Here is a 24,718-nt window from a genome sequence, read left to right as displayed (position 1 = left end):
AGGCCCTTATCGTGACCATACGCATAGCGATCAACCACGTTACCGAATACCGCTTTGATCGTCCGGTGAGTCTGTCACCGCATCAACTGAGGCTGCGCCCGGCCCCGCATAGCCGTACCCATATTCACGGCTATACGCTGCGCATCAAGCCGGAAACGCACTTCATCAACTGGCAACAGGACCCGTTCGGAAACCATATTGCTCGTCTGGTCTTCCCGGAGAAAACGACGTCACTGAAGGTTGAGGTCGAGGTGATTGCGGACATGACCGTGATCAACCCATTCGATTTCTTTGTTGAAGAGTATGCCGAACACTATCCGTTCAGTTACGACAAGGCACTGGAAAAAGAGCTTCAGCCCTATCTGGAAGTGACAGAAAACGGACCTCTGTTGAGTAAATGGGTTAAATCGGTATCACGCGAAAAGACGTCCATCATCAATTTCCTGGTCAGCCTGAACCAGCGGCTGGAGCAGGAGATCGACTACGGCATCCGCCTTGAGCCTGGCGTACAGACACCGGAAGAAACTCTGACGCTCAAGAAGGGCTCCTGCCGCGATACCAGCTGGCTGATGGTACAGATACTGCGCCAGCTGGGACTGGCCGCCCGCTTTGCCTCGGGTTATCTGGTGCAGCTGAAGCAGGATCAGGAGGCACTGGATGGCCCCTCGGGCACCGCACAGGACTTTACCGACCTGCACGCCTGGTGCGAGGTCTTTATCCCCGGTGCGGGCTGGGTTGGTCTCGATCCAACTTCAGGGCTGTTCGCGGGTGAAGGGCACATACCACTGGCCTGTACCCCATCTCCCGAGTCAGCCGCACCGATGACCGGCGCGTCTGACACCTGTGAAGTGGAGTTCAGCTACAGCAACAGGGTCACCCGTATTCACGAAGATCCCCGTGTCACCAAACCCTACAGCGATGACCAGTGGGCGGCCATTGACGCGTTGGGCCAGATGATCGACCGGGAGCTGGAGGCCGGTGATGTTCGCCTGACCATGGGGGGCGAGCCGACCTTCGTATCCATTGACGACATGGATTCGGCACAGTGGAACATTGAAGCGCTGGGTGATGACAAGCTCAGCCTGGCCAAGGATCTGCTGCTGCGGCTGCGCCGCCGTTTCGCGCCCAACGGTCTGTTGCACTACGGACAGGGCAAGTGGTACCCCGGTGAGGAGGTCCCGCGCTGGGCGCTGGGCTGTTTCTGGCGCACGGATGGGGAGCCTCTGTGGCACGACACCGAGTTGCTGGCACGCGTTGACCGGGATTATGGCCACGGGCTGGATGAGGCACGCCGCTTCATGCACACCCTGTGTCGCAATCTGGGGCTGCCCTCGCGCTATCTGGTCGAGGCGTTCGAAGACAGCCTCTACTATCTGTGGCAAGAGCAACAACTGCCCGCTAACGTGGATCCGAAAACGTTCGACCTCAAGGACGACATGGAACGTAAGCGTCTGGCACGCCTGCTAAGTCGTGGTCTGGACACGCCCACTGGTATGGTGCTGCCGCTGGGCTGGAACTACAGCACTCAACGCTGGCGCTCAACACCCTGGCCGCTGCGCAGCGAACAGCTGACCCTGATTCCGGGAGACTCTCCGCTGGGGTTCCGTCTACCGCTGGGCAGCCTGCCAACGGCGGCAGAAGACGAACTTTACTTTGAGCCCGATGCAGACCCCTTTGCCGAAAAGGCTCCGCTGCCCGGCTATCGTCCTTTTGCCGACATGACGTCGGCGGCACAGCCCAACCCGGCTGACAGCCGCCAGATGATGGATATCCCGGCCGATCAGGAAAGCGACAGCGAGACACCGAGGGTCTGGACCGATGTTCTACGCACGGCACTGTGCATTGAAGCCCGTGAGGGACGTCTGCACCTGTTCCTGCCACCGATCAGTCATCTGGAACATTACGTAGACCTGATCAACCATATCGAACACACCGCGGCCGAACTCAAGCTGCCTGTGGTCATCGAGGGCTATGAGCCGCCGCGTGATCCCCGCCTGCAAAAACTGCTGGTCACGCCTGACCCCGGCGTTATCGAGGTGAATATTCACCCGGCCAGCAGCTGGCAGGAGCTGGTGGACAACACGACCGCTCTGTACGAAGAGGCACGCCTGGCCCGACTGGGCACCGAAAAGTTCATGCTGGATGGTCGCCACGGCGGTACCGGTGGCGGCAACCACGTCACACTGGGCGGGGTGACACCCGCCGATAGCCCATTGCTGCGCCGGCCTGACCTGCTGCGCTCGCTGGTAACCTACTGGCAGCATCATCCCAGCCTGTCGTATCTGTTCTCGGGCATGTTCATCGGCCCGACCAGTCAGGCGCCCCGTGTGGATGAAGGCCGTGACGAAGCCCTTTACGAGTTGGAGATCGCATTCCAGCAGATGCCGGATGGTCTGGTGGAGCAGCCCTGGCTGGTAGACCGGCTGATGCGGAATCTGCTGGTGGACATCACCGGTAACACGCACCGCTCCGAGTTCTGCATCGACAAGCTGTATGCAGCCGGCTCGGCATCGGGTCGTCAGGGCATTCTGGAGTTCCGCGGTTTTGAAATGCCGCCGCATCCACAGATGTCGCTGGTCCAGACTCTGCTACTGCGCGCGCTGGTCGCTCGCTTCTGGAAACAGCCCTACCACAAGCCACTGGTACGCTGGGGAACTGAACTGCACGATCGTTTCATGCTGCCGCACTATGTGTGGTCAGACCTGAAGGACGTGGTCAGGGACCTGCAGTATCACGGTCTGCCGTTCCAGCTGGAATGGCTGGCGCCGTTCGAGGAGTTCCGCTTCCCTCACTACGGCCGGGTTCAGATCGATGACATGGAGCTAGAGCTGCGCTGGGCGATCGAGCCCTGGCATGTACTGGGCGAGGAAGTGTCCAGCTTTGGCACCGCTCGCTACGTGGACTCGTCAGTGGAACGACTGCAGGTACGCTTGAGCGGCCTGACCGAGGGACGTTATTTGCTGGCCTGCAACGGTCGCCGCGTTCCCCTCAGGGCAACCGGGGTACAGGGCGAATACGTGGCCGGCATCCGCTATCGTGCCTGGAGCCCGCCCTCGGCCCTGCACCCGACCATCGGCGTGCATGCCCCACTGGTGTTTGATGTGATTGATAGCTGGAACGGTCACTCCATCGGTGGCTGCACCTATCACGTCAGCCATCCGGGGGGACGCAGCTACGATACCCAGCCGGTCAACGCCTTCGAGGCCGAGGCACGTCGGGTCAATCGCTTCCACAATTACGGCTATACGCCGGGCCCGGTTACGCCACCGCCATTTTACGGCGCGCTGCGTGAATTTTTCCCGCATGATGTAGCGCCACGTCCGATGGCACCACCGCTGGAGGAACTGCTTGCCGAGTACCCGCATACTCTCGACCTGAGGCGAAGTTCTTGAACTGTGCAAAAAAACACCTATGATGCCCGCTGACTCCAAGCCAGAGGCCCCTGTACAGTGGCAACCGACAATTTGACTCCGCCGCCTGAAGCCCTGCTGCAGTATGCACCGCGGGACGGACGCTTTGATGAGGCGTTTGCCGCCGACAGCCGTATCCGGCCTCACTGGCAATATGTACTGGATGCCCTGAGCCGGCTTGGCATCGCGGGGCTGCAGAACCGTCAGCACAAAGCACAACGCATCCTGCGTGACGATGGTGCCAACTACAACATGGTGGGCCAGCCCCAGAAAACCCGTGTCTGGGGGCTGGACCCGGTACCCCTGCTGATCGGCAGCGAAGAGTGGAGCCGTATTGAGGCGGGGCTGAGCGAGCGGGCCGAGCTGTTCGATCTGATTCTGCGCGATCTGTATGGTCCGCGTGAACTGATCCGCAACCGCATACTGCCGGCGGAGCTGATTCTGTCTCACAGCGGTTTTTTGCGTGCCTGCCAGGGACTCAACATGCCGGGCGAGCAGCAGCTGATCCTGCATGCGGTGGACATGGTACGAGGCCCTGACGGCCAGATGCAGGTCGTTGCCGATCGCACTCAGGCCCCAAGTGGTGCCGGCTATGCGCTGGAAAACCGCACCGTGATGTCACGCATCTTGCCAAGCCTGATCCGCGACAGTCAGGTGCATCGCCTTGCCTTGTTCTTTCAGGCGCTTCGACGCAAGCTGAACAGCCTGGCGCCCAATGGCGGCACTCCCAGAGTCGTCATTCTGACCCCCGGGGCCTACAGCGAAACCTATTTCGAGCACACTTACCTGGCCAACTATCTGGGGTATTCGCTGGTACAGGGAGGCGACCTGACCGTACGTGATGGCTTCGTGTGGATGAAGTCCCTGGATGGTCTGCACCGCGTAGACGTCATCCTGCGTCGCGTGGATGATATTTGGTGCGATCCGGTCGAGCTGCGCGGCGACTCCCATCTCGGCGTGCCCGGGCTGCTGGAGGCTGTTCGTGCCGGCAATGTGGTGGTTGCAAATCCGCTGGGTTCGGGCATTCTGGAAAATCCGGCCCTGCTCAAGTACATGCCACGCATCAGTGAATTTTTCCTCGGTCATCCACTCACCCTGCCCAGTGCCCGCACCTGGTGGCTGGGTGATCCAGCCGACCGTGAGTATGTTCTGACCCACCTGCCGGAATTGATCATCAAACCCACCAGCCGCCGCCCCGGACAGCAAAGCGTGTATGGAGCACAGCTGGATGAAAAGGGACTGGCACACTGGCATCGTGAACTGACCCGCAACCCCGCTCAATGGGTCGCACAGGAAGCCAATCTTCCATCGACATCACCCACTCTTCAAAGAGGTGGGCTGCGCCCCAGCCCAACGGTTCTGCGCGGCTTTGCCGTAGCCGACGAAGGTTCCTACACCGTGATGTCCGGTGGTCTGACGCGAGTGGCCAGCTCTGGCCGGCAGATGGTGGTCAGCAATCAGCTCGGTGCCACCAGCAAGGACACCTGGGTACTGGCTTCTGAGCCTCAGCGCCTGACCACGCTGCGAGAGCAACAAACCTCTCTGCTCAGCGGCGAACAGAGCAGCGATCTGCCCAGCCGTGTGGTTGAAAACCTGTTCTGGATGGGACGCTACTCAGAACGCGCCGAGTCAGCCACGCGGCTGCTGCGTACCACCTTCATGCAACTGAACAGCGCAAGCACTCTGCCGGACAGCGTGCGACACCAGCTGTTGCAAAGCGTGACCGAAGTCACGGGCACACAGCCTGGTTTCAGCCCACAGGACCCACAGACCTTCGATAACCCTGAAACCGAGCTGCTCAACGTCATTCTCGACAGCGGCCGCTTCGGCAGCGTCTGCAGCAACGTACAGGCCATGCTCAGCTGTACAGAAGAGGCCCGCGAGATGCTGTCCGGTGATACCCACCGGGTCCTGAGCGACTTGAGGGACACCCTCAATGATCTGCCAGCTCAGCTACAACCGGACAGTCTGGCAGCCCCTGAAGAAGCGTTGGACCCGCTGATTACCAGCCTGCTCGCTCTCTCAGGCCTGAGTCAGGAAAGCATGATTCGCGGCTTTGGCTGGCGCTTCCTCGAAATGGGCCGACGCCTGGAGCGCACCCTGCAAACCACCCTGCTGCTGCGCGCCCTGCTGGTGCCGGTACTGGACGACGATGCCGAAGAACAGCTGCTTGAAGCCGCCCTCATGTGCGGCGAAGTGCTGGTCACCTACCGTCGCCGCTACCGCAGTCAGCCCGAGCTGCGTAACGCCCTGGTGCTTCTCCTGCTTGATCGCAGCAACCCGCGCTCGCTGCAGTATCAGCTGGACCAGCTGACTCAGCATCTTTACGAATTGCAGGGTGGCGCCTCAACGTCTCTGCTGAGCGAAGAGCGCCGCACATTGCTGGAGGCCCGTACCCTGCTGCAGCTGTCCCGTGCCGAGCAACTCGCCGAGCTGGATGATCAGGGACAGCGCCAGGCACTGGATACACTGCTCAGCCAGCTGTTTGAGCGCCTGACGGCAACCGCCACCCTGATTGCCGGCCATTACTTTGAGCATCAGCGCAACCCGCAGCAGCTGGTGAATACCCGATGGGGTGACGAGGAATGATCTACCGTATCCGCCACATCACGCGCTATACCTATGAGCAGCCGGTCAGCCAATGTTTCAACAAGGCGCACCTGCTGCCGCGCAATACGCCTTCCCAGCGCTGTCTGGACAGCCGTATTGAAGTGACGCCCAAGACAGGCTGGCTGCGCGAGCACCTGGACTATTTTGGCAATCGCTACTGCTATTTCATGCTGCAGGAACCGCACAAGCTGCTCGAAATCGACATCACCAGCCGCATCGACGTAAATCCGGGACAGCCCGAAAGCGCTCTGGATCTGGGTTGCAGCATCAGCGAGGCCCGCGCACGCATCGATCTGGCCACTGACGAAGAGACCCTGCTGGCGCGAGAATTCCTGCTGGATTCGCCCATGATCCGCGCCAGCAAACAACTGCGTGAGTATGCAGCACCGAGCTTTCCCACCGAACGCACCCTGCTCTCGGCCGTTCGCGAGCTGACCCAGCGCATCTACGAGGACTTCACCTACGACCCGGAGTTTTCCACAATCGCCACGCCACTGCATGATGTGCTGAGACACAAACGTGGCGTCTGCCAGGACTTCGCACATCTGGCGATCGGTTGCCTGCGCGCGCTGGGCTTCCCGGCCCGCTATGTCAGCGGCTATCTGGAAACACTGCCGCCGCCCGGTCAGGAAAAGCTGGTGGGGGCCGATGCCTCTCATGCATGGTTTGCCGTGTATTCACCGGGTGATGGCTGGTTCGAGTTTGACCCCACCAATAACAACATGCCCGCCGGCCAGCATATCGTGACCGCCTGGGGTCGCGACTATGCGGACGTTACGCCGCTGCGCGGCATCATATTTGACGGTGGCGGTGAACAGACACTGGAGGTTTCAGTGGATGTTGCTCGGCTGCAGGGCTGATCACCCGTCAACCCTTTACCGAGGCAGGGTGGGCTTCTCATAAGCCTGATCCTGCCGTTGATCCTGCTGAAATCCGACCCAGCCAGCCGCTACTGGCACAACCCCGGCCCAGACCGGCCAGTCCATATCCGCCTCATCGTCAGCAACGCCTGCGGCACGAACCTTCATTGACGCCTCATCCAGCCTGATCCGGAGCACCCCGGTTGCCTGCACTTCGCTGTCTGTTACCGGCCGAAGCTGCGGCCAGCGCCCTGGGCTGATCTTGTTGATGAAACGCTCAAAGTGATGCCGCTTCTCAGCCGGGTCCGTCACCGCTTCCGGCACACCATATACCATCACCGAACGATAGTTCACTGAGTGGTGAAACGCTGAACGCGCCAACACCAGCCCATCCAGAGTTGCCAGCGTAACGCAAACTTTCTGTGCCTCGGTTTCACAGCCATGGATATTGGCTGCTCGGCTGTGGCCATGCCAATACAGGTAGTCACCCTCACGCCAGTGACAGGTCGGAATGACACGCACCTGTCCGTCAAGCTGAAACCCTACGAAGCACAACAGCGACTGATCAATGAAATCCAACATGTTTTGCTGGTCACTGACCGCCCGTTTGGCTCCGCGTTTGATACGTGCCAGCTCTGTCGCCGAAAGCGTTCCCGTTGAAGTGTGTGACATCGCATGACTCCTGTGTCCAAGGCAGATCCGAAGACCTGCCAAAAATGGTTTGAAGACACACTCTAGCGGCATCAGGTATTCTTAAAAATATCCAGTTCTTGATTATTTATACATACCAGATGAGTACTTCGGGCAATACTCGCAGCGGCCATATCCCATTCTCGCTGGAGCCAGGCGAGGGACCGTTCTACCGGCAGTTGATGGAGCAAATTCAACAGGCCATCAACCAGGGTCTTCTGCAGCCAGGTGACCGGTTGCCTGGCAGTCGTGCCATGGCACACATGTTGGGTGTTTCCCGCAGCACCCTGGTCAGCACCTACGAACGGTTGATTGCCGAGGGCATACTGATCAGTCGCCCCAAAAGTGGTGTGTTCGTGGCAGACCAGCCACAAACCGCCATTGCGTTACCGCGATCTGTAGTAACTCAGCCGTCAGAACTGTTGCTGGCATTCGATTCCGGTGCTGACCCAAGTGTGTTTCCCCACAAAAGTTGGCAAAAAAGCCTGCGTGCCAGTTGGCGCAAGCCCGACCCTCGTATACTCGAGGATGCTTACCCCTTTGGATATCCCGGGCTGCAACAGGCGATTGCCGATTACCTGTATCAGCTACGCGGGCTGCAATGCAGCCCCGAGCAGGTTCTGATAACAGCCGGCAACCGTGATTCACTGACATTACTGCGTCATGCCTTCAGATTGATCAGCCCTGCCAGCCAATGGCTGACCGAAAACCCATCCTATCCCCCCATCCGCCGCCTGCTGGCAAACTGGGCGACCAACGATCAGGCTCGTTTCTTGTTACCGCAGGACGCTGAAGGCTGCATGCTGCCATCGCTTGATGCTCAGGCGGCACCACCCATAGTGGTACTGACCCCCAACCGTCAGTACCCTTCGGGCATTGCTCTTGGATCGCAGCGGCGCCAGCAGTGGCTGCAACGTTTACAAGAGCAGTCTATCTGGGTGGTCGAAGATGACTATGACAATGATTTTTGCTTTCAAGGCCGCACCGGCGTACCGCTTATGCAGGCTGACCGCTCGGAACGTGTGTTCTTTGTCGGCAGCCTGTCCAAAGTGCTGTTTCGAGGACTCAGGCTAGGATTCATAGTTGCCCCTCGTACTCATGTGCCTGCATTAAGGCAGAGCCGCATACAACTTGGCGGGGCTGCTGCATTGCCGACACAGCCGGTTGTGGCCGAGTTCATGAACAGCGGTGAGTTTGGCCGTCATATCAATCGCATGCGTCGTCATTATCGACACAAACGAGATCACCTGCTGACTCTGTTGGAACAGTACCTCTCTTGCTGGTTTGAATGGCAGGTACCGCAGGGTGGCATGCATTTGATTATTCGCTTCACCTCAGAGACGACAACCCGATTACATGCACTGCTGGGCGATGGCCCCCTCGATCAGCAGTTGGCCACACAACTCCGACAGGATGGCATCAAACTGGAGCCCCTTTCCACATACTATGCAGCCTGGAAAGAACAGCTGCTTCAGCAACCGGATGACGCATTGATACCAACGGCAGGCTTTATTCTAGGCTACACCCGCCCTGATGAAGACAACATGCGAACTCTGTTGCACACTCTGGCTACCCGACTGAGCGCAGTACTGGATTAATACGCCCAAACTGGCTAAGGTGGGTGGAAAGTAACCATGGCTGCAAGGCATGCTCAACGGTTCAATGCATAAACATCAATGGCGACTCTCGATCGGCCAACACTGGTCGCGCAGTATCCGTGGTATCGCCATCCCCCCTCCCCGCGTCAATGGACAGATCTGATCTGGCCACGCTTGCTCACATCTCCACTTTTTTCGGCTAAGACATTGGCTCGGCATCATATGCCGGCTGCTCTTGGCCCCTGTGTGGCTGGCCAGATCACTCACCCAAGGTTTCATTTTTCACCTGACATGAGTTGTCTGCCTTATGAACGCTGCAATCAAGAACACCCGGCGAACCATGACCGCCGGCGAAGCCATGATCGAATCCGCCATGGCCAATGGCGTCGACACCCTATTCGGTATACCCGGTGCCCAGATCTACCCGCTGTTTGACGGTATCCACAAACAGGGGCTGAATTTGATCGTGCCACGCCACGAACAGAGCGCCGCCTACATGGCCATGGGCTATGCCAAATCCACCGGCAAAACCGGCACCTTCACCGTGGTGCCCGGCCCCGGTATTCTCAACACCACTGCCGCTCTGTGTACCGCCATGGGCAACTGCAGCCCGGTGGTGGGTTTGACCGGTCAGGTGCCATCGTCTTTCCTGGGTCGGGGCCGAGGCCACTTGCATGAACTCAAGGATCAGGCCGGCACGCTGAAATCGATCATCAAAGACGCCTTCAGCATCCAACAAGCGAAAGACACGGCTGCGGTAATGAATCAGGCCTACCAGACCGCTCGCAGCGGTCGGCCGGGACCGGTTACCGTTGAGATGTGTTGGGATACCATGGCCACCGAGTCCGAATTTGAATCGCTGACACTGTCCCCAGTCGACGACGCGCTGCCCGAGATCAATCCGGATGCCCTCAAATCCGCCACCGAGATGATTGCCGGTGCCCGCAGGCCGATGATCATGTGTGGCGCCGGTGCGCTGCATGCCTCCGAGGAAGTAACTGCCTTGGCCGAACTGCTCAATGCACCGGTCACGGCTTTTCGCAGTGGTCGCGGCGTAGTCGCTGAAGACCATCCTCTGGGCCTGTCAGCAGTGGCCGCACGCCAGCTCTGGGATGACTGCGACCTGCTGATCGGCATCGGCTCCCGTCTGGAGATGCCCTACCTGCGCTGGGGTAACTACATGACGTACGAGCGCAAGCCGAGCAGTGGCCCCAAGCTGATCCGTATCGATATCGATCCTGAGCAAATGAGTATCTTCGAGCCAGACGTCGGCATTGTGGGAGACTCGGCACAGGCGTGCCGAATTCTGCATGATCTGTTGCTGGATAAGATGTCACCCGATGAAAGTCGCCTGGACGAGATTGCCCGGGCCAAGGCACTGGCCCGGGCTGCACTGCAAGGCGTACAGCCGCAGATGGCTTATCTCGATGTGATCCGGCAGGTGCTGCCACGCGACGGTTTTTACGTGCCTGAACTGTCACAGATGGGCTTCACCAGCTGGGTCGGCGGCTTGCCGGTACTCAAGCCACGCACCTACGTTGAAGGCGGCTATCAAGGGACCTTGGGCTACGGCTTCCCTACCGCGCTGGGGGTGAAAGTGGCCAACCCGGACAAGGCCGTGGTCTCCGTCAGCGGTGATGGCGGTTTCATGTTCGGCGTGCAGGAACTGATGACCGCCGCCGAGTTCAATATCGGACTGGTCAGCATCGTGGTTAACAATCGCTCCTACGGCAATGTGCGCCGCGATCAGCAAATGGGGTTTGGCAGCCGCTTCAGCGGCTCCGAGTTAAAGACACCAGATTTCGTCAAGTTGGCGGAAAGCTTTGGCGTCCGTAGCCACCGTGTCAAAAGCCCTCAAACACTGAAACCCGTGCTGGAAAAGTGCATCGAACTGAACCAGCCCTGCCTGATCGAGATTCAGTCCGAACGCGGCCTTGAGAGTTCACCCTGGCCGTTTATTCATCCGCAGGGACGCCTGGCTGTGGAGTGATACGCGGGCGCCCTGTCCCGTACCGGCAGGGCGTGCCATACCTCGATCACACTGCAACAGGTAAACTGAGACCTGCGCTATTCGTCGTCATAGCCCTTAAGCAATCGGCGCAAATACCAGAACAGTCCCACTGCCAACAACGGCACCAGCAGGCTCAGCCCCAGCGACAGCTGGCGTTCCAGTTCGGTATCGCCCAGGATGTTTCTCAGCGTACGGTCGATCAGGTCGAAGGCGTAGTAGGTCACCACGATGACGGTGAAGCTTTCCAGTTTGGCCTGCATGCGGATCTGACGACGGGCACGCTTGTTCAGCCCTTCCAGCAGGTCCTTGTTCTGCCCCTCGATGGAGAGATCCACCTGAGAGCGGACCAGGTCGGTGGAACGGGCGATTCGCTTCGACAGCCGTTCAATACGTTCACCGGTCGCCTTGCAGGTACGCCGGGCCGGGTCCAGCCGCCGATCCATGAACTGCTCGATGGTCTGAATCCCCTCCAGCCGTTCCTCGCGCAGCTCTTCGATGCGACTGTACATCAGGGCAAAATAGGCTTCTGAAGCCGCCAGACGGTTGGCACTGCGGGCGGACAGATCCTCCACCCGCGCCGCCTGCTGCATCAGCTGGTGTATCAGCTCTGCCGGTTCACGGCGTGCTTCGGCAATCGAGGCCACGGTTTCCGCCAGTGCCTGATCCAGCGCGGTCACCTCGGGCATCACCTCATTACTCAAGGGCAGTCCCAGCAATGCCATATGCCGGTAGGTGTCGATTTCACAAATACGCTGCAACAGCCGCCCACAGCGGTAGTCGATCATCTTCGGCTGCTGCAGCACCAGCACACGACTCATGCGACTGTCAGAACGTTCACGGAAGTCAGTGAACACCTGTCCCGCCGCCCCCATCACAGAGGAACCGGACACCTGGTGATCGTTGAAGTGCTGCTCCAGCAACGGCTCCGGATCAGTTCCCACATCGGGTTGGCAGATCACCTCCACACCACAGAGATAGGCTCCCGGCAGCTGTTCGCGTTCCTCATCGGTGAAGGCAGGAGGTTCTGTGGTTGCCAGCGCATAGAGGGTCAGACTGTAAAATTCGCCATGCGGTTCAAAGCGCAACGCCCAGCGGTCATTCCGCGTGAAGAAAAAGCCTTCGCTGTTCTGCGGCAGCGGCAGGCCTTTCAGGCTGGCCAGCTGTCGCACACTGCGGTTCACCGCTTCCTCTGCCACACCCTCGTACAGAATTGCCTGGTGACACAGCGCCAGTGGGCCGCTGAGTTTATGAAACGGGCGCGCATGGACTTCAGCAACGATTTGGTCACGCAGTGAATGGTCGTGCATACTGGCGAAGCTCCCGGACAGCAGGGTGAAAGTGTTAACAGGCAGCATACCAGACACGGATTAAGGAGTTATGCACGGATGTCTTTGGATGAAACGCACACCCTGCAAGACTGAGCACCAGGTTATACACAGGTCCCTCCAGCCAAAACTAGACACCTGGTCTAATTATTCCGATAATTCGTGCATCCGTTACAGAACGAGCCCACATGAATTTGACAACACCCGAACGCCCGGCACGCCGCCGCGGCCGGCCACCCAAGAACAGCGCCCGCCCCTACTCCGAAGTGCGCCAGGCACTGGTTCAGTCGGGGCTTGCCATGCTGACCGAGAAGGGCTACAGCTCCGTCGGTATCGACGAGATCCTGCGTTCTGTCGATGTCCCCAAGGGGTCCTTCTACCACTACTTCAAGAGCAAGGAAGAGTTCGGCCAGGAGCTAATCGGCGCCTACGGTCAATATTTTGCCCGCAAGCTGGACCGCTTTCTGCTGGATGACGCCTTTGCACCGCTGCAACGTATCCGCAACTTCGTGCAGGATGCCAGCGAGGGCATGACACGCCACCAGTTCCGACGCGGCTGCCTGATCGGCAACCTGGGCCAGGAAATGAGCCTGCTGCCGGAGTCCTTCCGGGGACAACTGAAAGCGGTGTTCGAGGACTGGCAACAGAGAACAGCGGACTGCCTGAGAGCGGCTCAGGCATGTGGCGAGCTATCGACCGCTCAGGATTGCGACCAGCTGGCCGAGTGGTTCTGGATCGGTTGGGAAGGCGCAGTACTCAGAGCCAAGCTGGAGGCGTCACCCGAACCCTTGCAGCGCTTTGCCAGCGGCTTTTTCCAGCTGCTGCAGCCCGGTGCCGATTAAGCCGTCACTGACTCAGTTCCACTTTGAAGGGCCGCTGACAGAATTTTGCGAGAGACTGGCCATGCTCTTCCATTTCGCTGAGCGCTCTTTTGCGCATCAGGATGACCCGTTGTCCATCGTCCATGATCACAACCAGACTGAAACCATGTCGCTCGAGAAAGGTTTTAGTCACGCAAAACCCCGCAATCCGATCCAGCGGCAACTCTGACCGCGCAATGGGATACAGGCTACTGAGATGATGCGTCAGCGTCCCCTTGTTCTTGTCGATCAACAGGTAATGACGCACACATAATCCATGCAAGGCCAAAGTCGCTACCAGGGCCCAGCTCAGAATAACCGGAAACTCACTGGAGAGGCCCAGGTACACCATCAGCAGTGCCGCCAGCATGAATGGAATCGCGACAATCCGGAGTTTGCGCGTCAGAACAAGCTTACCGATATTAGGTGACGACGACGTCCAGGCACTCATCCTAGACCCCTCCCTTGTTCGCAAGCAGGCTCAATATCACACCCAACACAAGAAAGACCGGGAAAGGCAGTGCCAGCTTGAGAAATATCCGCTGATCCCAAACAGAAGCGTATTTCGTCTGGGCGTCCGTGATGGAGGCACTGGATTCGTACTCAGCTCTGCTGTCAGCCAAGGGAGATTTGGAGCCGTGAGCGACCTTTTCAGGGTCTGCATCGTTAAGTGAGCCTGTTTCCCGTTGGCTTTGAAGTTCAATTTCTTCTGGCCACTGGGACACGCGATCAAACGCGGGCACAGCGAAATACTGATGAATAAATCTTGCCAGCTGACGCGTCTCGTCGAGGCTGCCGATGGTGTATTTTTGACCGGCAATCTCAAGCAGGCAGCCTTCCGAGAGTTCCGCGATGGGCGCGACCACCGCACGCTGGTTTGCCAGCGCCCCTTGCGGTTGCACGGATCTGCCAAGCCCCCACCAGGACTTTTCAAGTTGAATCGCACGACCGGCAGCGTCCAGCACCAGGTGTCGTCGTACACCCAACGCAAAAGCCGTAAAGAAGATGAGAAAAACAGAAGTGCCAATGTAGAAAAACTGCTCGATACCATCAAGCACGACCGACATCAGCAAGGATCCCAGCAAACAGACCAGCGCAATAACACCCCAGATAATCCATTTCACTTGGCCTGAGGTTCTGAAATAGAACTGGTTGTCAGACGTTCGCTTCAGGTGCATTCGAGCACCCTTGCTTAACGCGAGATAGTCCGCCTGTTGCGACATAGCCCTTCCCTGAGTCATTGATGGTCACATTCTGGCCGAGCATCTTAACACGGGATCGCCCTGTCAATTCACAGGCCTGATTGATCTCCTCAATGTCAGCAGGCGATGACTGAAGCGACTGGCTTTATAGATCGCGATCTGTCCCCGGACTCATCCAGCAATGCTCGCAGCGACTGACATATCCACCAAAAATGAAGATCACCAGGCGCATCCTGCCCCTGGTGAATCAACTCAGCGCGGCTGGCGACCGAGGTTGTAGAACTCGGCATTCGGGCGCATGCTGGTCACGTTGGCCATACGGTTCGACAGGCCGAAGAAGGATGATATCGCCGCGATATCCCAGATATCGTCCTCGTCAAAACCCTGCGCCTTGAGAGCCGCAAAGTCCTCTTCACCCACCGCGTAAGCCTGCATCGACACCTTGACGGCGAAATCCAGCATCGCCTTCTGACGTTCGGTGATATCAGCCTTGCGATAGTTGACCGCCACCTGATCGGCAATCAGTGGGTCCTTGGCCCGGATGCGCAGGATGGCCCCGTGGGCCACCACGCAGTACTGGCACTGGTTCAGGTTGCTGGTCGCCACCACGATCATTTCACGCTCGGCAATCGTCAAATTGCCCGGCTTTTCCATCAAGGCATCATGGTAGGCAAAGAAGGCACGAAATTCCTCCGGCCGATGTGCCAACACCAGAAACACGTTAGGAACAAAACCGGCCTTTTCCTGCACCGCCAGAATCCGTTCACGGATATCTTCCGGCATATCAGACAGCTCCGGCACCGGGAAACGGCTGATGGCCTGTTGTTTCACTTCACTCATTACGACTCTCCTGATTGTCGGGACTCTCATCCCTGATCATTACTCGCCGGCAACCGGCACCACGATGCGGCCGCGGATCTGGCCTTTCATCATCAGCGCGGCCTGATCAATCACCTGCTCGAAAGGCACATCGGTGATCAGGTTTTCCAGCTTGTTGATATCCAGGTCCTGTGCCAAACGCTGCCAGGCTTCCAGACGTTCGGCCTTGGGAGCCATCACGCTGTCAACACCGACCAGCGTCACGCCACGCAGAATGAACGGCGCCACTGTGGCCGGGAAGCCCATACCGGCCGCCAGTCCACAGGCCGCCACCACACCACGGTATTTCATCGCAGCACAGACGTTGGCCAGCACCTGGCCACCGGCCACGTCGATGGCACCGGCCCACTGCTCTTTCGCCAGAGGACGGCCTTTCTCGCTGTACTCGGCACGGTCTACGATGCTGGATGCTCCCAGCATTTTGAGGAAGTCAGTTTCTTCCGGGCGACCGGTCATGGCCGCCACGTCGTAACCCAACTTGGCCAGAACCGCCACGGCCACACTGCCGACGCCGCCAGCGGCACCGGTGACCAGGATCGGGCCATCTTCAGGTTTCACGCCCTGTTTCTCCAGCGCCAGCACACAGAGCATCGCCGTGTAGCCGGCAGTCCCCAGCCCCATCGCCTGACGCTCAGTAAACGGCGCCTGCAGCGGGATCAGCCAGTCGCCCGGCACACGGACTTTCTCGGCCAAACCGCCCCAGTGCTTCTCGCCCACGCCCCAGCCGTTCAGGACCACATGATCACCTGGCTTGAAATCCGGGTTGTCAGACGATTCGACCACGCCGGCAAAGTCAATGCCCGGCACCATCGGGTAGGACTTGGCGATCGGCGCACTGCCGGTCAGCGCCAGCGCGTCCTTGTAGTTCATGGTGGAATACGCCACCCGCACGGTCACGTCACCCTCGGGCAACTGGGCATCATCCAGTTCCTTGAAGGCAACGGTCTGCTGGTCTTCTGCCTTGTCGAGTACGATCGCTTTGAACATAGATCCTCCTGCGGATTGAGCATTTCGGCCGGGCGGCCATAATTAGACGACTGTCTAATTAATGCCAGTAATCAGTCTTGCTGTCCACCTATTTTGGACACTTTCATGCGATTGTGCATAACCGATGTTGACGATTTTGGATGTTTGCACTAATTTCTGTAATGACAGAAATAAATGAAAGGCACCATCATGCAGCTCAGTCCGACCATGCAAACCTTTATTCTTCACTGGGGAGAGATGGGCTCTCGCTGGGGGGTGAACCGTACCGTGGCACAGATTCATGCGCTGCTCTATTTGGCTGGCGAACCCCTGACAGCTGAAACCATTACCGAAACGCTGGGCGTGGCACGCTCGAATGTGAGTACCAGCCTGCGAGAGCTGCAGTCCTGGGGACTGGTTCATACCTCCCAGAAGCTGGGCGACCGACGCGACTATTTCGCCTCTCAGCAGGATGTGTGGGATATCTTCATGACCATCATGGAAGGCCGCAAGCAACGGGAGCTGGACCCAACGCTGACCACCCTGCGCAGCTGCTCGGTTGAAGGCAAGGAAGACAGCGAAACACCCGCCGAGGTACAGGCTCGTATCGATGACACCCTTGAGTTTCTGGAGCAGCTGATCAAGTGGTATGGCCAGATGAAATCGGTCGACCGCAATACGCTAATCAAGCTGATGAAACTGGGTGCCCGTGTGCAGAGCCTGATGAGCAAGTAAAAAATTTACCCGTTTATTTCTGTTTTGACAGAAATAACAAAAACCACTACGCAACGGATCTGTACTGGAGGTACCTCATGCGTGTACTGCTGACCGGCGCCACCGGCTTTATTGGCCAACACCTGCACCGCGCATTGTTGGCAGAGGGACATGAAGTGGTCGCCTGCTCCCGTAAGCGTCCTGACCTGCCGTGCCTGGACTTTTTCCCCTGTGATTTTTCACACGACCTGAGTCCCGAGGACTGGCTTTCCCGTCTGAGCGGCCTGGATGCTGTCATTAATGCGGTGGGCATTATTCGGGAGCGCTCGGGACAACGTTTTAACGCCCTGCATACGCAGGCCCCCCAAGCCTTGTTCGACGCCTGTACTCAAAAAGGCATCACCCGTGTCATCCAGATTTCGGCACTGGGCGCTGATGAGCAGGCTGAAACCGCCTACCACCTGAGCAAGCGGGAAGCCGATGATTATCTCGCCCAGCAGCCGCTGGACTGGCTGATCCTTCGCCCTTCTCTGGTGTACGGACCCGGCTCTGCCAGCAGTGAACTGTTTGCCGGCCTTGCCGCACTGCCGCTCACGCCTCTAATCGGTGACGGGCAACAACCAGTGCAGCCAATTCATATCGATGATCTGGTCAAAGCGGTGCTGACCGCCCTTACTAACCAGGCGCCTTCTCGGCAACGGATCGATTGTGTCGGCCCCACAGCCCTGAGTTTCAAAGACTGGCTCAACGGCTGGCGCCAGTGGCTAGGTAAAGTCACCGCTCCATCGATACGAGTACCCTTCATCCTCGCCCAGTCAGGTGCCCGTGTGTGTGCGCCCTTCAGCCGCCTGCCGGTGGATACAGAGAGCTTGCAGATGCTGCAACGGGGTAATACGGCCCCGGTCGAACCCTTTAAGCAGGCATTTGGATTTACGCCTCAGCCATTCGAGCACAGCATCGAACAGACGCCAGCCAGCCGTGCCGAGCGCCAGCAGGCCGGGCTATTCTTCCTCTGGCCATTACTGCGCTTAAGCCTGGCCTTCATGTGGATCTGGACAGGGCTGACCTCGGCCCTTTGGTACCCAGTGGATGAGAGCTATCAGATGCTCGCTGCAGTAGGCTTGTCAGGTGTCGCCTTGCCCATCGCTCTCTACGCTGCTGCGCTACTGGATACGCTGCTGGGATTGGCGCTGCTGCTGAATTATCGGCTTCGGCTCATTCTGCTGACCCAGGTCGCCATGATGCTGGGGTATAGCCTGATTCTCACCTTTTGCCTGCCCGAATTCTGGCTCCACCCTTTCGGTCCAATCAGTAAAAACCTGCCACTGATTGCCGCCAGCTTGATGCTGTACGTTCGCAAAGGAGACGCACAATGAGTATCTATTTAATCCTGAAATCCGCCCATATCCTCAGCGCTTTTCTGCTGTTCGGCACCGGTCTGGGCAGCGCTTTTTACAAGTACATGAGCTACCGCAGCGGACAGGTTCCCGCCATTGCCGAAACCGACCGGTTGGTGGTGCTGGCCGACTGGTTGTTCACCACCCCGACCATTCTGATTCAGCCACTTACCGGTGTGGCGATGTTGTGGGTTATAGGCCTGCCGATCACCACCCCCTGGGTGATGCTTACCTTCGCCCTCTACCTGCTGGCGGGCCTGTGCTGGTTGCCTGTGGTGTGGTTACAGCTGAGGATGAAAGCGCTGTCCCGGCAGGCGGCTGCGGATAATGCGCCGCTGCCGGACAGCTACCATCGCTATAGCCGCTACTGGTTCTGGCTGGGGGTGCCCGCCTTTTTAGCCATGGTCATCGTAGTCGGATTAATGGTGTTCAAGCCGTACTTCTGACGACAGATACCCGCGATCAGGCACACTCGATCGCAAGCGTTTCACTGGACTCACGATGACCCAGCTCTCTGACTGTCGCAGCCCAGCTCTCGCGCTCTGCTTCGCTGGAGAGAATAAGCGAGCCGAAAAGACTGTGTTCAACGGGCGCTACGCCACAGAACTGCAGGGTGTAGCGTCCCAATTGTTCGAGCACAGGAGCGGCCTGCTCTTGCAGAAAGTCGGGCAGGTTATCCATGGTCAGGATGATGCGGGCACTCTTGCCACCTAACAGAGGCACAGGCATGCCCTCTTCATAGCTAAAAGTAACGCCCGGCAGGAAGGTACGATCCAGCAGACCTTTGCATGCAGCGGGTAGGCCACCCCACCAAATCGGCGCCAGTACGACAATGTGATCCGCGTTCAGGAGTGCTGATTGCAGCTCTTTCAGTCCAGGCTCAAGAGGCTGCTCCTGGTCATAACCAGAGGTCAGGTTGGCATCAAAGTGCAGTTCTGACAGGTTGAAGCGTGTGACCTCGGCATGCGACCTGGCGCCTGCTTCATACTGGTCGGCCAGATGGTTACAAAAGCTTGCGTATTTGGGGTTACCGTTTATAAGCAGGATGGATTTCATATTTGTCAGCCCTGAAGATTGAACAGCTGACAAGCCTAAACCCTGCCCCAAGGGGAAGGGTCAAGCCCTGAAACAAGCTGCATGACCAGCAGGCTCGGGGCTATTCAGTTCCTCGATGCACGCATCCAACTGATTCAAATTGGACTTCAGGCGCTCGACTTCCTGCAGCAAGGTTTGCCGGTAGTCTGTCAGATACGCATTTACATGCGCCCAGTCGATCTCACCCTGATCGTAACGGATGGCCGTTTTAATCTGTGACACACGCATTCCCATCTGCCGCGCTTCAATAATCAGCTTCAGCAGCCCCACATCCGCCTCACGGTACAGACGGTAGTTTGCATCACTGCGTGTTGGTCTGATCAGACCCGCCTCTTCATACAACCGTATCGCCTTTAGCGTCAGCCCTGTGCGCTTTGCCACTTCACCAATAAACATCCCTGTCGTCTCCGGCCCGACTTTGCTTTGATCGCTGCACCCGATATCAGCCCCCGAATAGGTGACTCACCCACCGCCATCATACCCTGAGCGTTGCAGATCTGATCACTCCAGCAGGAAATTGCGCTGGCCTTCCCCTTCCAGTGCCTCGGCGTCACCGGATTCGTCTTTCAGCTCGACACCAGAGAGTTTGCGCCGCAGGGACTCCCTGACCAGCCAAAGCAGGCGTTCGGCCGCATCCTGCGGCGAGATACCGGCCGGACGGATATTGGAAATGCAGTTGCGTGCGGCATCGGTCAAACCGACGCGCGGGTTGTAGGTGTAGTAGATGCCCAGACTGTCCGGCGAGCTGAGCCCCGGTCGCTCACCCACCAGCAGAATCACTACTCGACTGTCCAGCAACTCACCGACTTCGTCCCCCACCGCGACTCTGCCCTGCTGCACGATGCAGACCGGTGATCGGGTCAGTCCTTCAGCCGCCAGGCGCTGATCCACTTCGGCCGCGACCCGTGCCGCATGACGCTGTACCGCCGTGGACGAAAGACCATCGGCGATCACGATGGTCGCGTCGCTGGCGGGTTGCTGTTCGCTCAGCTGTTTCAGCAAGGCCGCCGAGTCGGCATCCAGCCGTCGTCCCTTGTCCGGCCGTTGCAGGTAGGTTGCGCGATCCTCCGCCTGACTGTGCAGCAACAGGCTCTGCAGCCCGGCCTCCGCCAAGTCAGACTGAAGCCGCCTCACATCCAGCGGGATATGCACGGCATCCCGGGCGCGGGCATGGGCCTGCTGGAACGCCAGCTGGGGCGCCGTCGGCTGGCTGATGCCGCTGCGACCCAGCCCGATGCGGGCATCGGTATGGCGGCGCAGGCTGGCCCAGCTGTTGGACGTTACGATCTGATGTTTATCCACAGGATTCTTTTCCACAATCAGGCCTCCTTACAACCGGTCCTGAAGATGGGCAAAGGGCGGCGGCAGCGTTGAACCGCTGGCCAGCCGATTGTCCTTACCGAAAATGCCCATCTTCTCCAGCCAGGCGGCAAACTCAGGTGCCGGCGGCTTGTTCAGTACCTCACGCACGTAGAGGGCGTCGTGAAACGAGGTGGTCTGGTAGTTGAGCATGATGTCGTCAGAGCCGGGTATGCCCATGATGAAGTTGATACCGGCCACGCCCAGCTGGGTCAGCAGCATGTCCATGTCATCCTGATCCGCTTCGGCGTGGTTGGTGTAGCAGATATCACAGCCCATCGGCAGGCCCAGCAGCTTGCCGCAGAAGTGGTCCTCCAGACCGGCGCGGATGATCTGTTTGCCGTCGTACAGGTATTCGGGGCCGATAAAGCCGACCACGGTGTTGACCAGCAGCGGATCGAAACGGCGCGCCACCGCATAGGCGCGGGTTTCACAGGTCTGCTGGTCGACGCCGTGATGGGCGTTGGCCGACAGTGCACTGCCCTGCCCGGTCTCGAAATACATGACATTCTGGCCCACCGTGCCGCGTCCCAGCTCCAGCGCCGCCTTGTGCGCCTCGTCCAGAATCGACAGGTTGATGCCGAAACTGTCGTTGGCCGCCTGAGTACCGGCGATCGACTGGAACACCAGATCCACCGGCGCGCCCCGATTGATCGCCTCCAGATGGGTGGTGACATGGGTCAGTACGCAGGACTGGGTCGGAATTTCGTAGCGCTGGATCACGTCGTCGAGCAAGTGCATCAGCCGGGTCACTGCATGGTAGTTGTCGGTGGCCGGGTTGATGCCGATCACCGCATCGCCATTAGCATAGAGCAGGCCATCCAGCACGCTGGCGGCAACGCCGGCCGGGTCATCGGTGGGGTGGTTGGGCTGCAGCCGCGTGGACATTCTGCCGCTCAGACCGATGGTGTTGCGAAAGCGGGTGACCACTTCGGTTTTCTGCGCTACCAGAATCAGGTCCTGTATTCGCATGATCTTGGACACGGCGGCCACCATCTCCGGCGTCAGCCCCGGCGCAAGTGCGCTCAGGCTCTCGCGGCTGGCATGATCGGACAACAGCCAGTCACGGAAGTCGCCCACCGTCAGATGCGCCACCGGCGTGAAGGCATCGGCATCATGCGTATCGAGGATCAGCCGGGTGACTTCATCCTGTTCATAGGGGATCAGCGCCTCGTTCAGGAACTGTTTCAGCGGCACCTCGGCCAGGCAGCGCTGCGCCGCCACCCGCTCGGTGGCGTTCTCCGCCGCGATGCCCGCCAGGCAATCGCCGGAGCGCAGCGGCGTCGCCTTTGCCATCAGGGTTTTCAGGTCCGGGAAACAGTATCGAGTCTGGCCAATATCGACGTGATAGTTCATGCTATTTACCCAGCCGTTGCCCTGATCGACTGTTCAAGCCGATCCAGAAACAGGTCCGCTTCAGCCCGTGCAATACAGAGCGGCGGACGGATTTTCAGCGTGCTGCCGGTCTTGCCTGCGGCACCGATCAACACACCGTTACGCTTGAGGGCATTGATGACCGCCGTGGTCCGGGCCGCATCCGGCGCACCATCCCGGGCCGGGTTGCACAGGTCAAGGCCGATGAACAGACCCGCACCCCGCACCGCAGCCACCTCCTCAAAGGTAGACTGCAGCACCTCAAGCTGCTGCTTCAGGTAATCACCCTGCTGACGGGCATTGGCGATCAGTGCTTCCTCTGCCAGTACATCCAGCACCGCCATACCGGCAGCCACCGCAACGGTCGAGCCGCCGAAAGTATTGAAGTAGCCCACATCCTCATTGAGGGCAGCCAACAGCTCTTCCCGCGCTGCCAGCCCAGCCATGGGGAAACCGTTACCCATCGGCTTGCCCATGGTGACCACGTCAGGTGTCACCTGGTGACGGGCAAAGCCCCACATGCCTGCGCCGGTGCGGCCGAAGCCGGGCTGTACTTCGTCCGCAATCAACAGCGCGCCCTGAGCCTGCAGCCATTCAACTGCCGGCTTGAGGAAACCCGCCGGGTCGGCGTAGACACCATCACTGGAGAAAATCGAATCTACCAGCAGCGCTGCACAACCGTATCCCAGCACATCCAGACGCGCCACACCGGCGCGCACCTGATCGGCAAACCAGGCGGAAGGGTCGGCCTGCTCAGGCATCTGCGAAATCGGGATGACATGTACATGCTCAGGCAGCGAGCCTTTTTTGAAGGATGAGGGCGACACCTCGGTCACGGCTGAGGTGTTGCCGTGGTAGGCCGCCTCGGTAACGATGATGCCCTGATGCCCGGTCCACTGACGTGCCAGACGCAGGGCCATATCGTTGCTTTCACTGCCGGTACACATCATCACCAGACGGTTCAAAGGCGGTGGCAGCGTGGCCAGCAGGCGCTCTGAATACCGGTGTATGCCTTCATGCAGATATCGGGTGTGTACATTCAGCGTGCCCATCTGCTCGGCCACTGCCTGCACCACTCTTGGGTGACAATGCCCGACAGAGGGTACATTGTTGTACACATCCAGATAGCGCTGCCCCTGATCGTCAAACAGCCAGACCCCTTCGCCCCGAACAATGTGCAAGGGTTCCTCGTAGAACAGCATTGAGGTGGGGCCAACGGTTTCCAGACGCTTGCGCACCAACGCCCCGATTCGCTCATCGGCCTGCTGAAGACGGTCGAAACTGAACGCATTCTGATCCAGAATTCCACGGATATCGCTCACGGTAATGTCTCCTCGCTTCAGCCATTATTCTGTAGATACTGTCGGGCCAGCTGGGCCGTCCCTTCAATGTAACCATCAATCAAGCCCTGTGCCGCCTCGCTATCGGCATGCGAGGCCAGCCAGGCACTGAGCATGATGCGCCGGATCATGACGAAGGTGTCCAGCATCGCTTCATCCGCCGCGGTAAATTCGGCGACCGAGCGATAACCCTGTACCCAGGCCTTGCGCAGCCGCGGGATGATCGGATCCAGCTCGTAGAAGCTGATCGCGGCTGCAAAGTCATAGGCATACCAGCAGAAGCCGCTGTCATCGAAGTCAATGATCGACAGTCGGTCTCCGTCCACCAGCAGGTTGGCCAGACGCAGATCCGCATGCACCAGCCCATAGCGATCAGCGCTCTGCCCATAGTCCATAATCGCCTGCTCAATATGCCCGATCGCTTGATTAATCAGGGCTTCATCACCCGACGTCAGCCCCGGTGCATCACGCCAGTCACCCCACAGGCCGTCAGGGGCAATCATGGTGTCCAGATTCCAGCGCTTGCGCACGAACCAATCCGGCGGCTGCCAGTCTCGGCTGTGCTGATGTAGCCTGGCCGTCATCGCCCCCAGCTTCTCGAACCAGTGGGGCAGGCTCTGCCCAACATCGGGCTCGGCCCCCTTCACATGCTCAAAGCCCACGGCAAAAAAGTCGCGCCCTTCGGCATTCAGGCTGATAACCGGACTGCCGTTCTGGGTCTCCAGCGGCGATGGTGTATGGATCCGCCCCGAGGCACGCAGGTCATTAATCCATGCCAGTTCAGATTCAATTTCCTCACGTACATGATAATCAGGCCGATGCACGCGGATGATTATTTTTCGATCCGTGTGACGATCACGGGAAATAAAAGTGGCATTTTCAGACGTCGTCAGTAAATCGATATGAGCGTCAGCCGGCATCTGCCAATATTCAAGACACTGCCCCAGTTCTAACCTGAGAGTATTCACCAGAGTATCGGTATACATCTGATTATCTCCATCCTGTAAAAACATTTACTGCCAGAAAAC

At 58.8% G+C, this 24,718-nt stretch carries 21 protein-coding genes; 9 read left to right on the top strand and 12 right to left on the bottom strand.

Annotation, left to right across the window (positions count from 1 at the left end; translation table 11 throughout):
- Positions 1 to 11: 11 nt before the first annotated feature.
- From BLV48_RS12780 to BLV48_RS12770, 3 genes are read left to right on the top strand one after another with little or no spacing between them, the layout of a single operon-like run.
- Positions 12 to 3,392, top strand: a complete 3,381-nt coding sequence (locus tag BLV48_RS12780; protein ID WP_091827183.1) for a transglutaminase family protein — start codon at positions 12 to 14, stop codon at positions 3,390 to 3,392.
- Between the two features lie 57 nt (positions 3,393 to 3,449).
- Positions 3,450 to 5,999 (top strand): circularly permuted type 2 ATP-grasp protein, encoded by a 2,550-nt coding sequence (locus BLV48_RS12775; RefSeq protein ID WP_254775040.1) that lies wholly within the window; start codon positions 3,450 to 3,452, stop codon positions 5,997 to 5,999.
- The gene (locus BLV48_RS12770; protein ID WP_091827182.1) at positions 5,996 to 6,880 is read left to right on the top strand and encodes a transglutaminase family protein; all 885 of its coding nucleotides are present in this window, start codon (positions 5,996 to 5,998) and stop codon (positions 6,878 to 6,880) included. Before BLV48_RS12775 ends, BLV48_RS12770 begins: the two co-directional genes overlap by 4 nt.
- Before the next feature lie 15 nt (positions 6,881 to 6,895).
- Here the strand turns inward: BLV48_RS12770 and BLV48_RS12765 are convergent, their stop codons facing one another.
- Complete coding sequence (locus tag BLV48_RS12765; protein ID WP_091827181.1) at positions 6,896 to 7,552, bottom strand: pyridoxamine 5'-phosphate oxidase family protein; 657 nt, start codon at positions 7,550 to 7,552, stop codon at positions 6,896 to 6,898.
- 119 nt (positions 7,553 to 7,671) lie between these two features.
- Here BLV48_RS12765 and pdxR point away from each other — a divergent pair, with 119 nt between their 5' ends.
- Positions 7,672 to 9,168 (top strand): MocR-like pyridoxine biosynthesis transcription factor PdxR, encoded by a 1,497-nt coding sequence (gene pdxR / locus BLV48_RS12760; protein ID WP_091827180.1) that lies wholly within the window; start codon positions 7,672 to 7,674, stop codon positions 9,166 to 9,168.
- A gap of 307 nt (positions 9,169 to 9,475) precedes the next feature.
- Entirely contained in the window at positions 9,476 to 11,158 is a 1,683-nt protein-coding gene (locus tag BLV48_RS12755) for a thiamine pyrophosphate-dependent enzyme (protein WP_091827179.1), read from the top strand.
- A gap of 77 nt (positions 11,159 to 11,235) precedes the next feature.
- Here the strand turns inward: BLV48_RS12755 and BLV48_RS12750 are convergent, their stop codons facing one another.
- Complete coding sequence (locus tag BLV48_RS12750; RefSeq protein WP_091827245.1) at positions 11,236 to 12,486, bottom strand: DUF3422 domain-containing protein; 1,251 nt, start codon at positions 12,484 to 12,486, stop codon at positions 11,236 to 11,238.
- A 206-nt stretch (positions 12,487 to 12,692) separates the two neighbouring features.
- On the opposite strand from BLV48_RS12750, the gene acuR reads away from it, so the two are divergent.
- Complete coding sequence (acuR, locus tag BLV48_RS12745; RefSeq protein WP_091827178.1) at positions 12,693 to 13,346, top strand: acrylate utilization transcriptional regulator AcuR; 654 nt, start codon at positions 12,693 to 12,695, stop codon at positions 13,344 to 13,346.
- 4 nt (positions 13,347 to 13,350) lie between these two features.
- On the opposite strand, the gene BLV48_RS12740 is transcribed toward acuR, so the two are convergent.
- The 4 genes from BLV48_RS12740 to acuI all read right to left on the bottom strand — a co-directional run bounded on the left by BLV48_RS12740 (position 13,351) and on the right by acuI (position 16,432).
- On the bottom strand, positions 13,351 to 13,815 hold the full coding sequence (locus BLV48_RS12740; protein ID WP_091827177.1) for a hypothetical protein: 465 nt from the start codon (positions 13,813 to 13,815) through the stop codon (positions 13,351 to 13,353).
- Between the two features lies 1 nt (position 13,816).
- Entirely contained in the window at positions 13,817 to 14,587 is a 771-nt protein-coding gene (locus tag BLV48_RS12735) for a hypothetical protein (protein ID WP_139253920.1), read from the bottom strand.
- A gap of 231 nt (positions 14,588 to 14,818) precedes the next feature.
- Positions 14,819 to 15,406 carry a peroxidase-related enzyme gene (locus BLV48_RS12730; protein ID WP_091827175.1) on the bottom strand — a complete coding sequence of 196 codons (588 nt, stop codon included), beginning with the start codon at positions 15,404 to 15,406 and terminating at the stop codon, positions 14,819 to 14,821.
- A 39-nt stretch (positions 15,407 to 15,445) separates the two neighbouring features.
- Complete coding sequence (gene acuI, locus BLV48_RS12725; RefSeq protein WP_091827174.1) at positions 15,446 to 16,432, bottom strand: acrylyl-CoA reductase (NADPH); 987 nt, start codon at positions 16,430 to 16,432, stop codon at positions 15,446 to 15,448.
- Positions 16,433 to 16,606: 174 nt separating this feature from the next.
- Between acuI and BLV48_RS12720 the strand changes: the two genes are divergently transcribed.
- From BLV48_RS12720 to BLV48_RS12710, 3 genes are all read left to right on the top strand, one after another.
- Complete coding sequence (locus BLV48_RS12720; protein WP_217633016.1) at positions 16,607 to 17,146, top strand: GbsR/MarR family transcriptional regulator; 540 nt, start codon at positions 16,607 to 16,609, stop codon at positions 17,144 to 17,146.
- A gap of 77 nt (positions 17,147 to 17,223) precedes the next feature.
- Positions 17,224 to 18,501 (top strand): NAD(P)H-binding protein, encoded by a 1,278-nt coding sequence (locus tag BLV48_RS12715; protein ID WP_091827173.1) that lies wholly within the window; start codon positions 17,224 to 17,226, stop codon positions 18,499 to 18,501.
- Positions 18,498 to 18,968 carry a DUF2269 family protein gene (locus BLV48_RS12710; RefSeq protein ID WP_091827172.1) on the top strand — a complete coding sequence of 157 codons (471 nt, stop codon included), beginning with the start codon at positions 18,498 to 18,500 and terminating at the stop codon, positions 18,966 to 18,968. Before BLV48_RS12715 ends, BLV48_RS12710 begins: the two co-directional genes overlap by 4 nt.
- Before the next feature lie 16 nt (positions 18,969 to 18,984).
- On the opposite strand, the gene BLV48_RS12705 is transcribed toward BLV48_RS12710, so the two are convergent.
- From BLV48_RS12705 to BLV48_RS12680, 6 genes are all read right to left on the bottom strand, one after another.
- On the bottom strand, positions 18,985 to 19,578 hold the full coding sequence (locus tag BLV48_RS12705) for an NAD(P)H-dependent oxidoreductase (RefSeq protein WP_091827171.1): 594 nt from the start codon (positions 19,576 to 19,578) through the stop codon (positions 18,985 to 18,987).
- A gap of 60 nt (positions 19,579 to 19,638) precedes the next feature.
- Entirely contained in the window at positions 19,639 to 20,013 is a 375-nt protein-coding gene (locus BLV48_RS12700) for a MerR family transcriptional regulator (RefSeq protein WP_091827170.1), read from the bottom strand.
- A 105-nt stretch (positions 20,014 to 20,118) separates the two neighbouring features.
- The gene (gene eutC, locus BLV48_RS12695; protein ID WP_091827169.1) at positions 20,119 to 20,934 is read right to left on the bottom strand and encodes an ethanolamine ammonia-lyase subunit EutC; all 816 of its coding nucleotides are present in this window, start codon (positions 20,932 to 20,934) and stop codon (positions 20,119 to 20,121) included.
- Positions 20,935 to 20,946: 12 nt separating this feature from the next.
- A complete protein-coding gene (locus tag BLV48_RS12690) occupies positions 20,947 to 22,332 on the bottom strand; it encodes an ethanolamine ammonia-lyase subunit EutB (RefSeq protein WP_091827168.1) in 1,386 nt (461 codons plus the stop codon).
- Positions 22,333 to 22,337: 5 nt separating this feature from the next.
- The gene (locus tag BLV48_RS12685; protein WP_091827167.1) at positions 22,338 to 23,672 is read right to left on the bottom strand and encodes an aspartate aminotransferase family protein; all 1,335 of its coding nucleotides are present in this window, start codon (positions 23,670 to 23,672) and stop codon (positions 22,338 to 22,340) included.
- Between the two features lie 17 nt (positions 23,673 to 23,689).
- Positions 23,690 to 24,676, bottom strand: coding sequence for a phosphotransferase enzyme family protein (locus tag BLV48_RS12680; RefSeq protein ID WP_091827166.1), 987 nt, complete (start codon positions 24,674 to 24,676; stop codon positions 23,690 to 23,692).
- Positions 24,677 to 24,718 lie beyond the last annotated feature (42 nt).

This window comes from Marinobacterium iners DSM 11526 (assembly GCF_900107855.1).
Classification (GTDB): Bacteria; Pseudomonadota; Gammaproteobacteria; order Pseudomonadales; family Balneatricaceae; genus Marinobacterium; species Marinobacterium iners.
Note: the sequence above shows the minus strand (reverse complement) of the source record. Positions and strands in the feature narration are given on the sequence as shown.

Coding starts and splice junctions, on each gene's coding strand:
- BLV48_RS12755 (WP_091827179.1), top strand. CDS start 9,476: ATGAACGCTGCAATCAAGAACACCCGGCGAACCATGACCGCCGGCGAA.
- BLV48_RS12705 (WP_091827171.1), bottom strand. CDS start 19,578: ATGAAATCCATCCTGCTTATAAACGGTAACCCCAAATACGCAAGCTTT.
- acuR (WP_091827178.1), top strand. CDS start 12,693: ATGAATTTGACAACACCCGAACGCCCGGCACGCCGCCGCGGCCGGCCA.
- BLV48_RS12680 (WP_091827166.1), bottom strand. CDS start 24,676: ATGTATACCGATACTCTGGTGAATACTCTCAGGTTAGAACTGGGGCAG.
- BLV48_RS12770 (WP_091827182.1), top strand. CDS start 5,996: ATGATCTACCGTATCCGCCACATCACGCGCTATACCTATGAGCAGCCG.
- BLV48_RS12765 (WP_091827181.1), bottom strand. CDS start 7,552: ATGTCACACACTTCAACGGGAACGCTTTCGGCGACAGAGCTGGCACGT.
- BLV48_RS12720 (WP_217633016.1), top strand. CDS start 16,607: ATGAAAGGCACCATCATGCAGCTCAGTCCGACCATGCAAACCTTTATT.
- BLV48_RS12715 (WP_091827173.1), top strand. CDS start 17,224: ATGCGTGTACTGCTGACCGGCGCCACCGGCTTTATTGGCCAACACCTG.
- BLV48_RS12735 (WP_139253920.1), bottom strand. CDS start 14,587: ATGTCGCAACAGGCGGACTATCTCGCGTTAAGCAAGGGTGCTCGAATG.
- BLV48_RS12730 (WP_091827175.1), bottom strand. CDS start 15,406: ATGAGTGAAGTGAAACAACAGGCCATCAGCCGTTTCCCGGTGCCGGAG.
- BLV48_RS12740 (WP_091827177.1), bottom strand. CDS start 13,815: ATGAGTGCCTGGACGTCGTCGTCACCTAATATCGGTAAGCTTGTTCTG.
- BLV48_RS12710 (WP_091827172.1), top strand. CDS start 18,498: ATGAGTATCTATTTAATCCTGAAATCCGCCCATATCCTCAGCGCTTTT.
- pdxR (WP_091827180.1), top strand. CDS start 7,672: ATGAGTACTTCGGGCAATACTCGCAGCGGCCATATCCCATTCTCGCTG.
- acuI (WP_091827174.1), bottom strand. CDS start 16,432: ATGTTCAAAGCGATCGTACTCGACAAGGCAGAAGACCAGCAGACCGTT.
- BLV48_RS12700 (WP_091827170.1), bottom strand. CDS start 20,013: ATGTTTATTGGTGAAGTGGCAAAGCGCACAGGGCTGACGCTAAAGGCG.
- BLV48_RS12750 (WP_091827245.1), bottom strand. CDS start 12,486: ATGCACGACCATTCACTGCGTGACCAAATCGTTGCTGAAGTCCATGCG.
- BLV48_RS12690 (WP_091827168.1), bottom strand. CDS start 22,332: ATGAACTATCACGTCGATATTGGCCAGACTCGATACTGTTTCCCGGAC.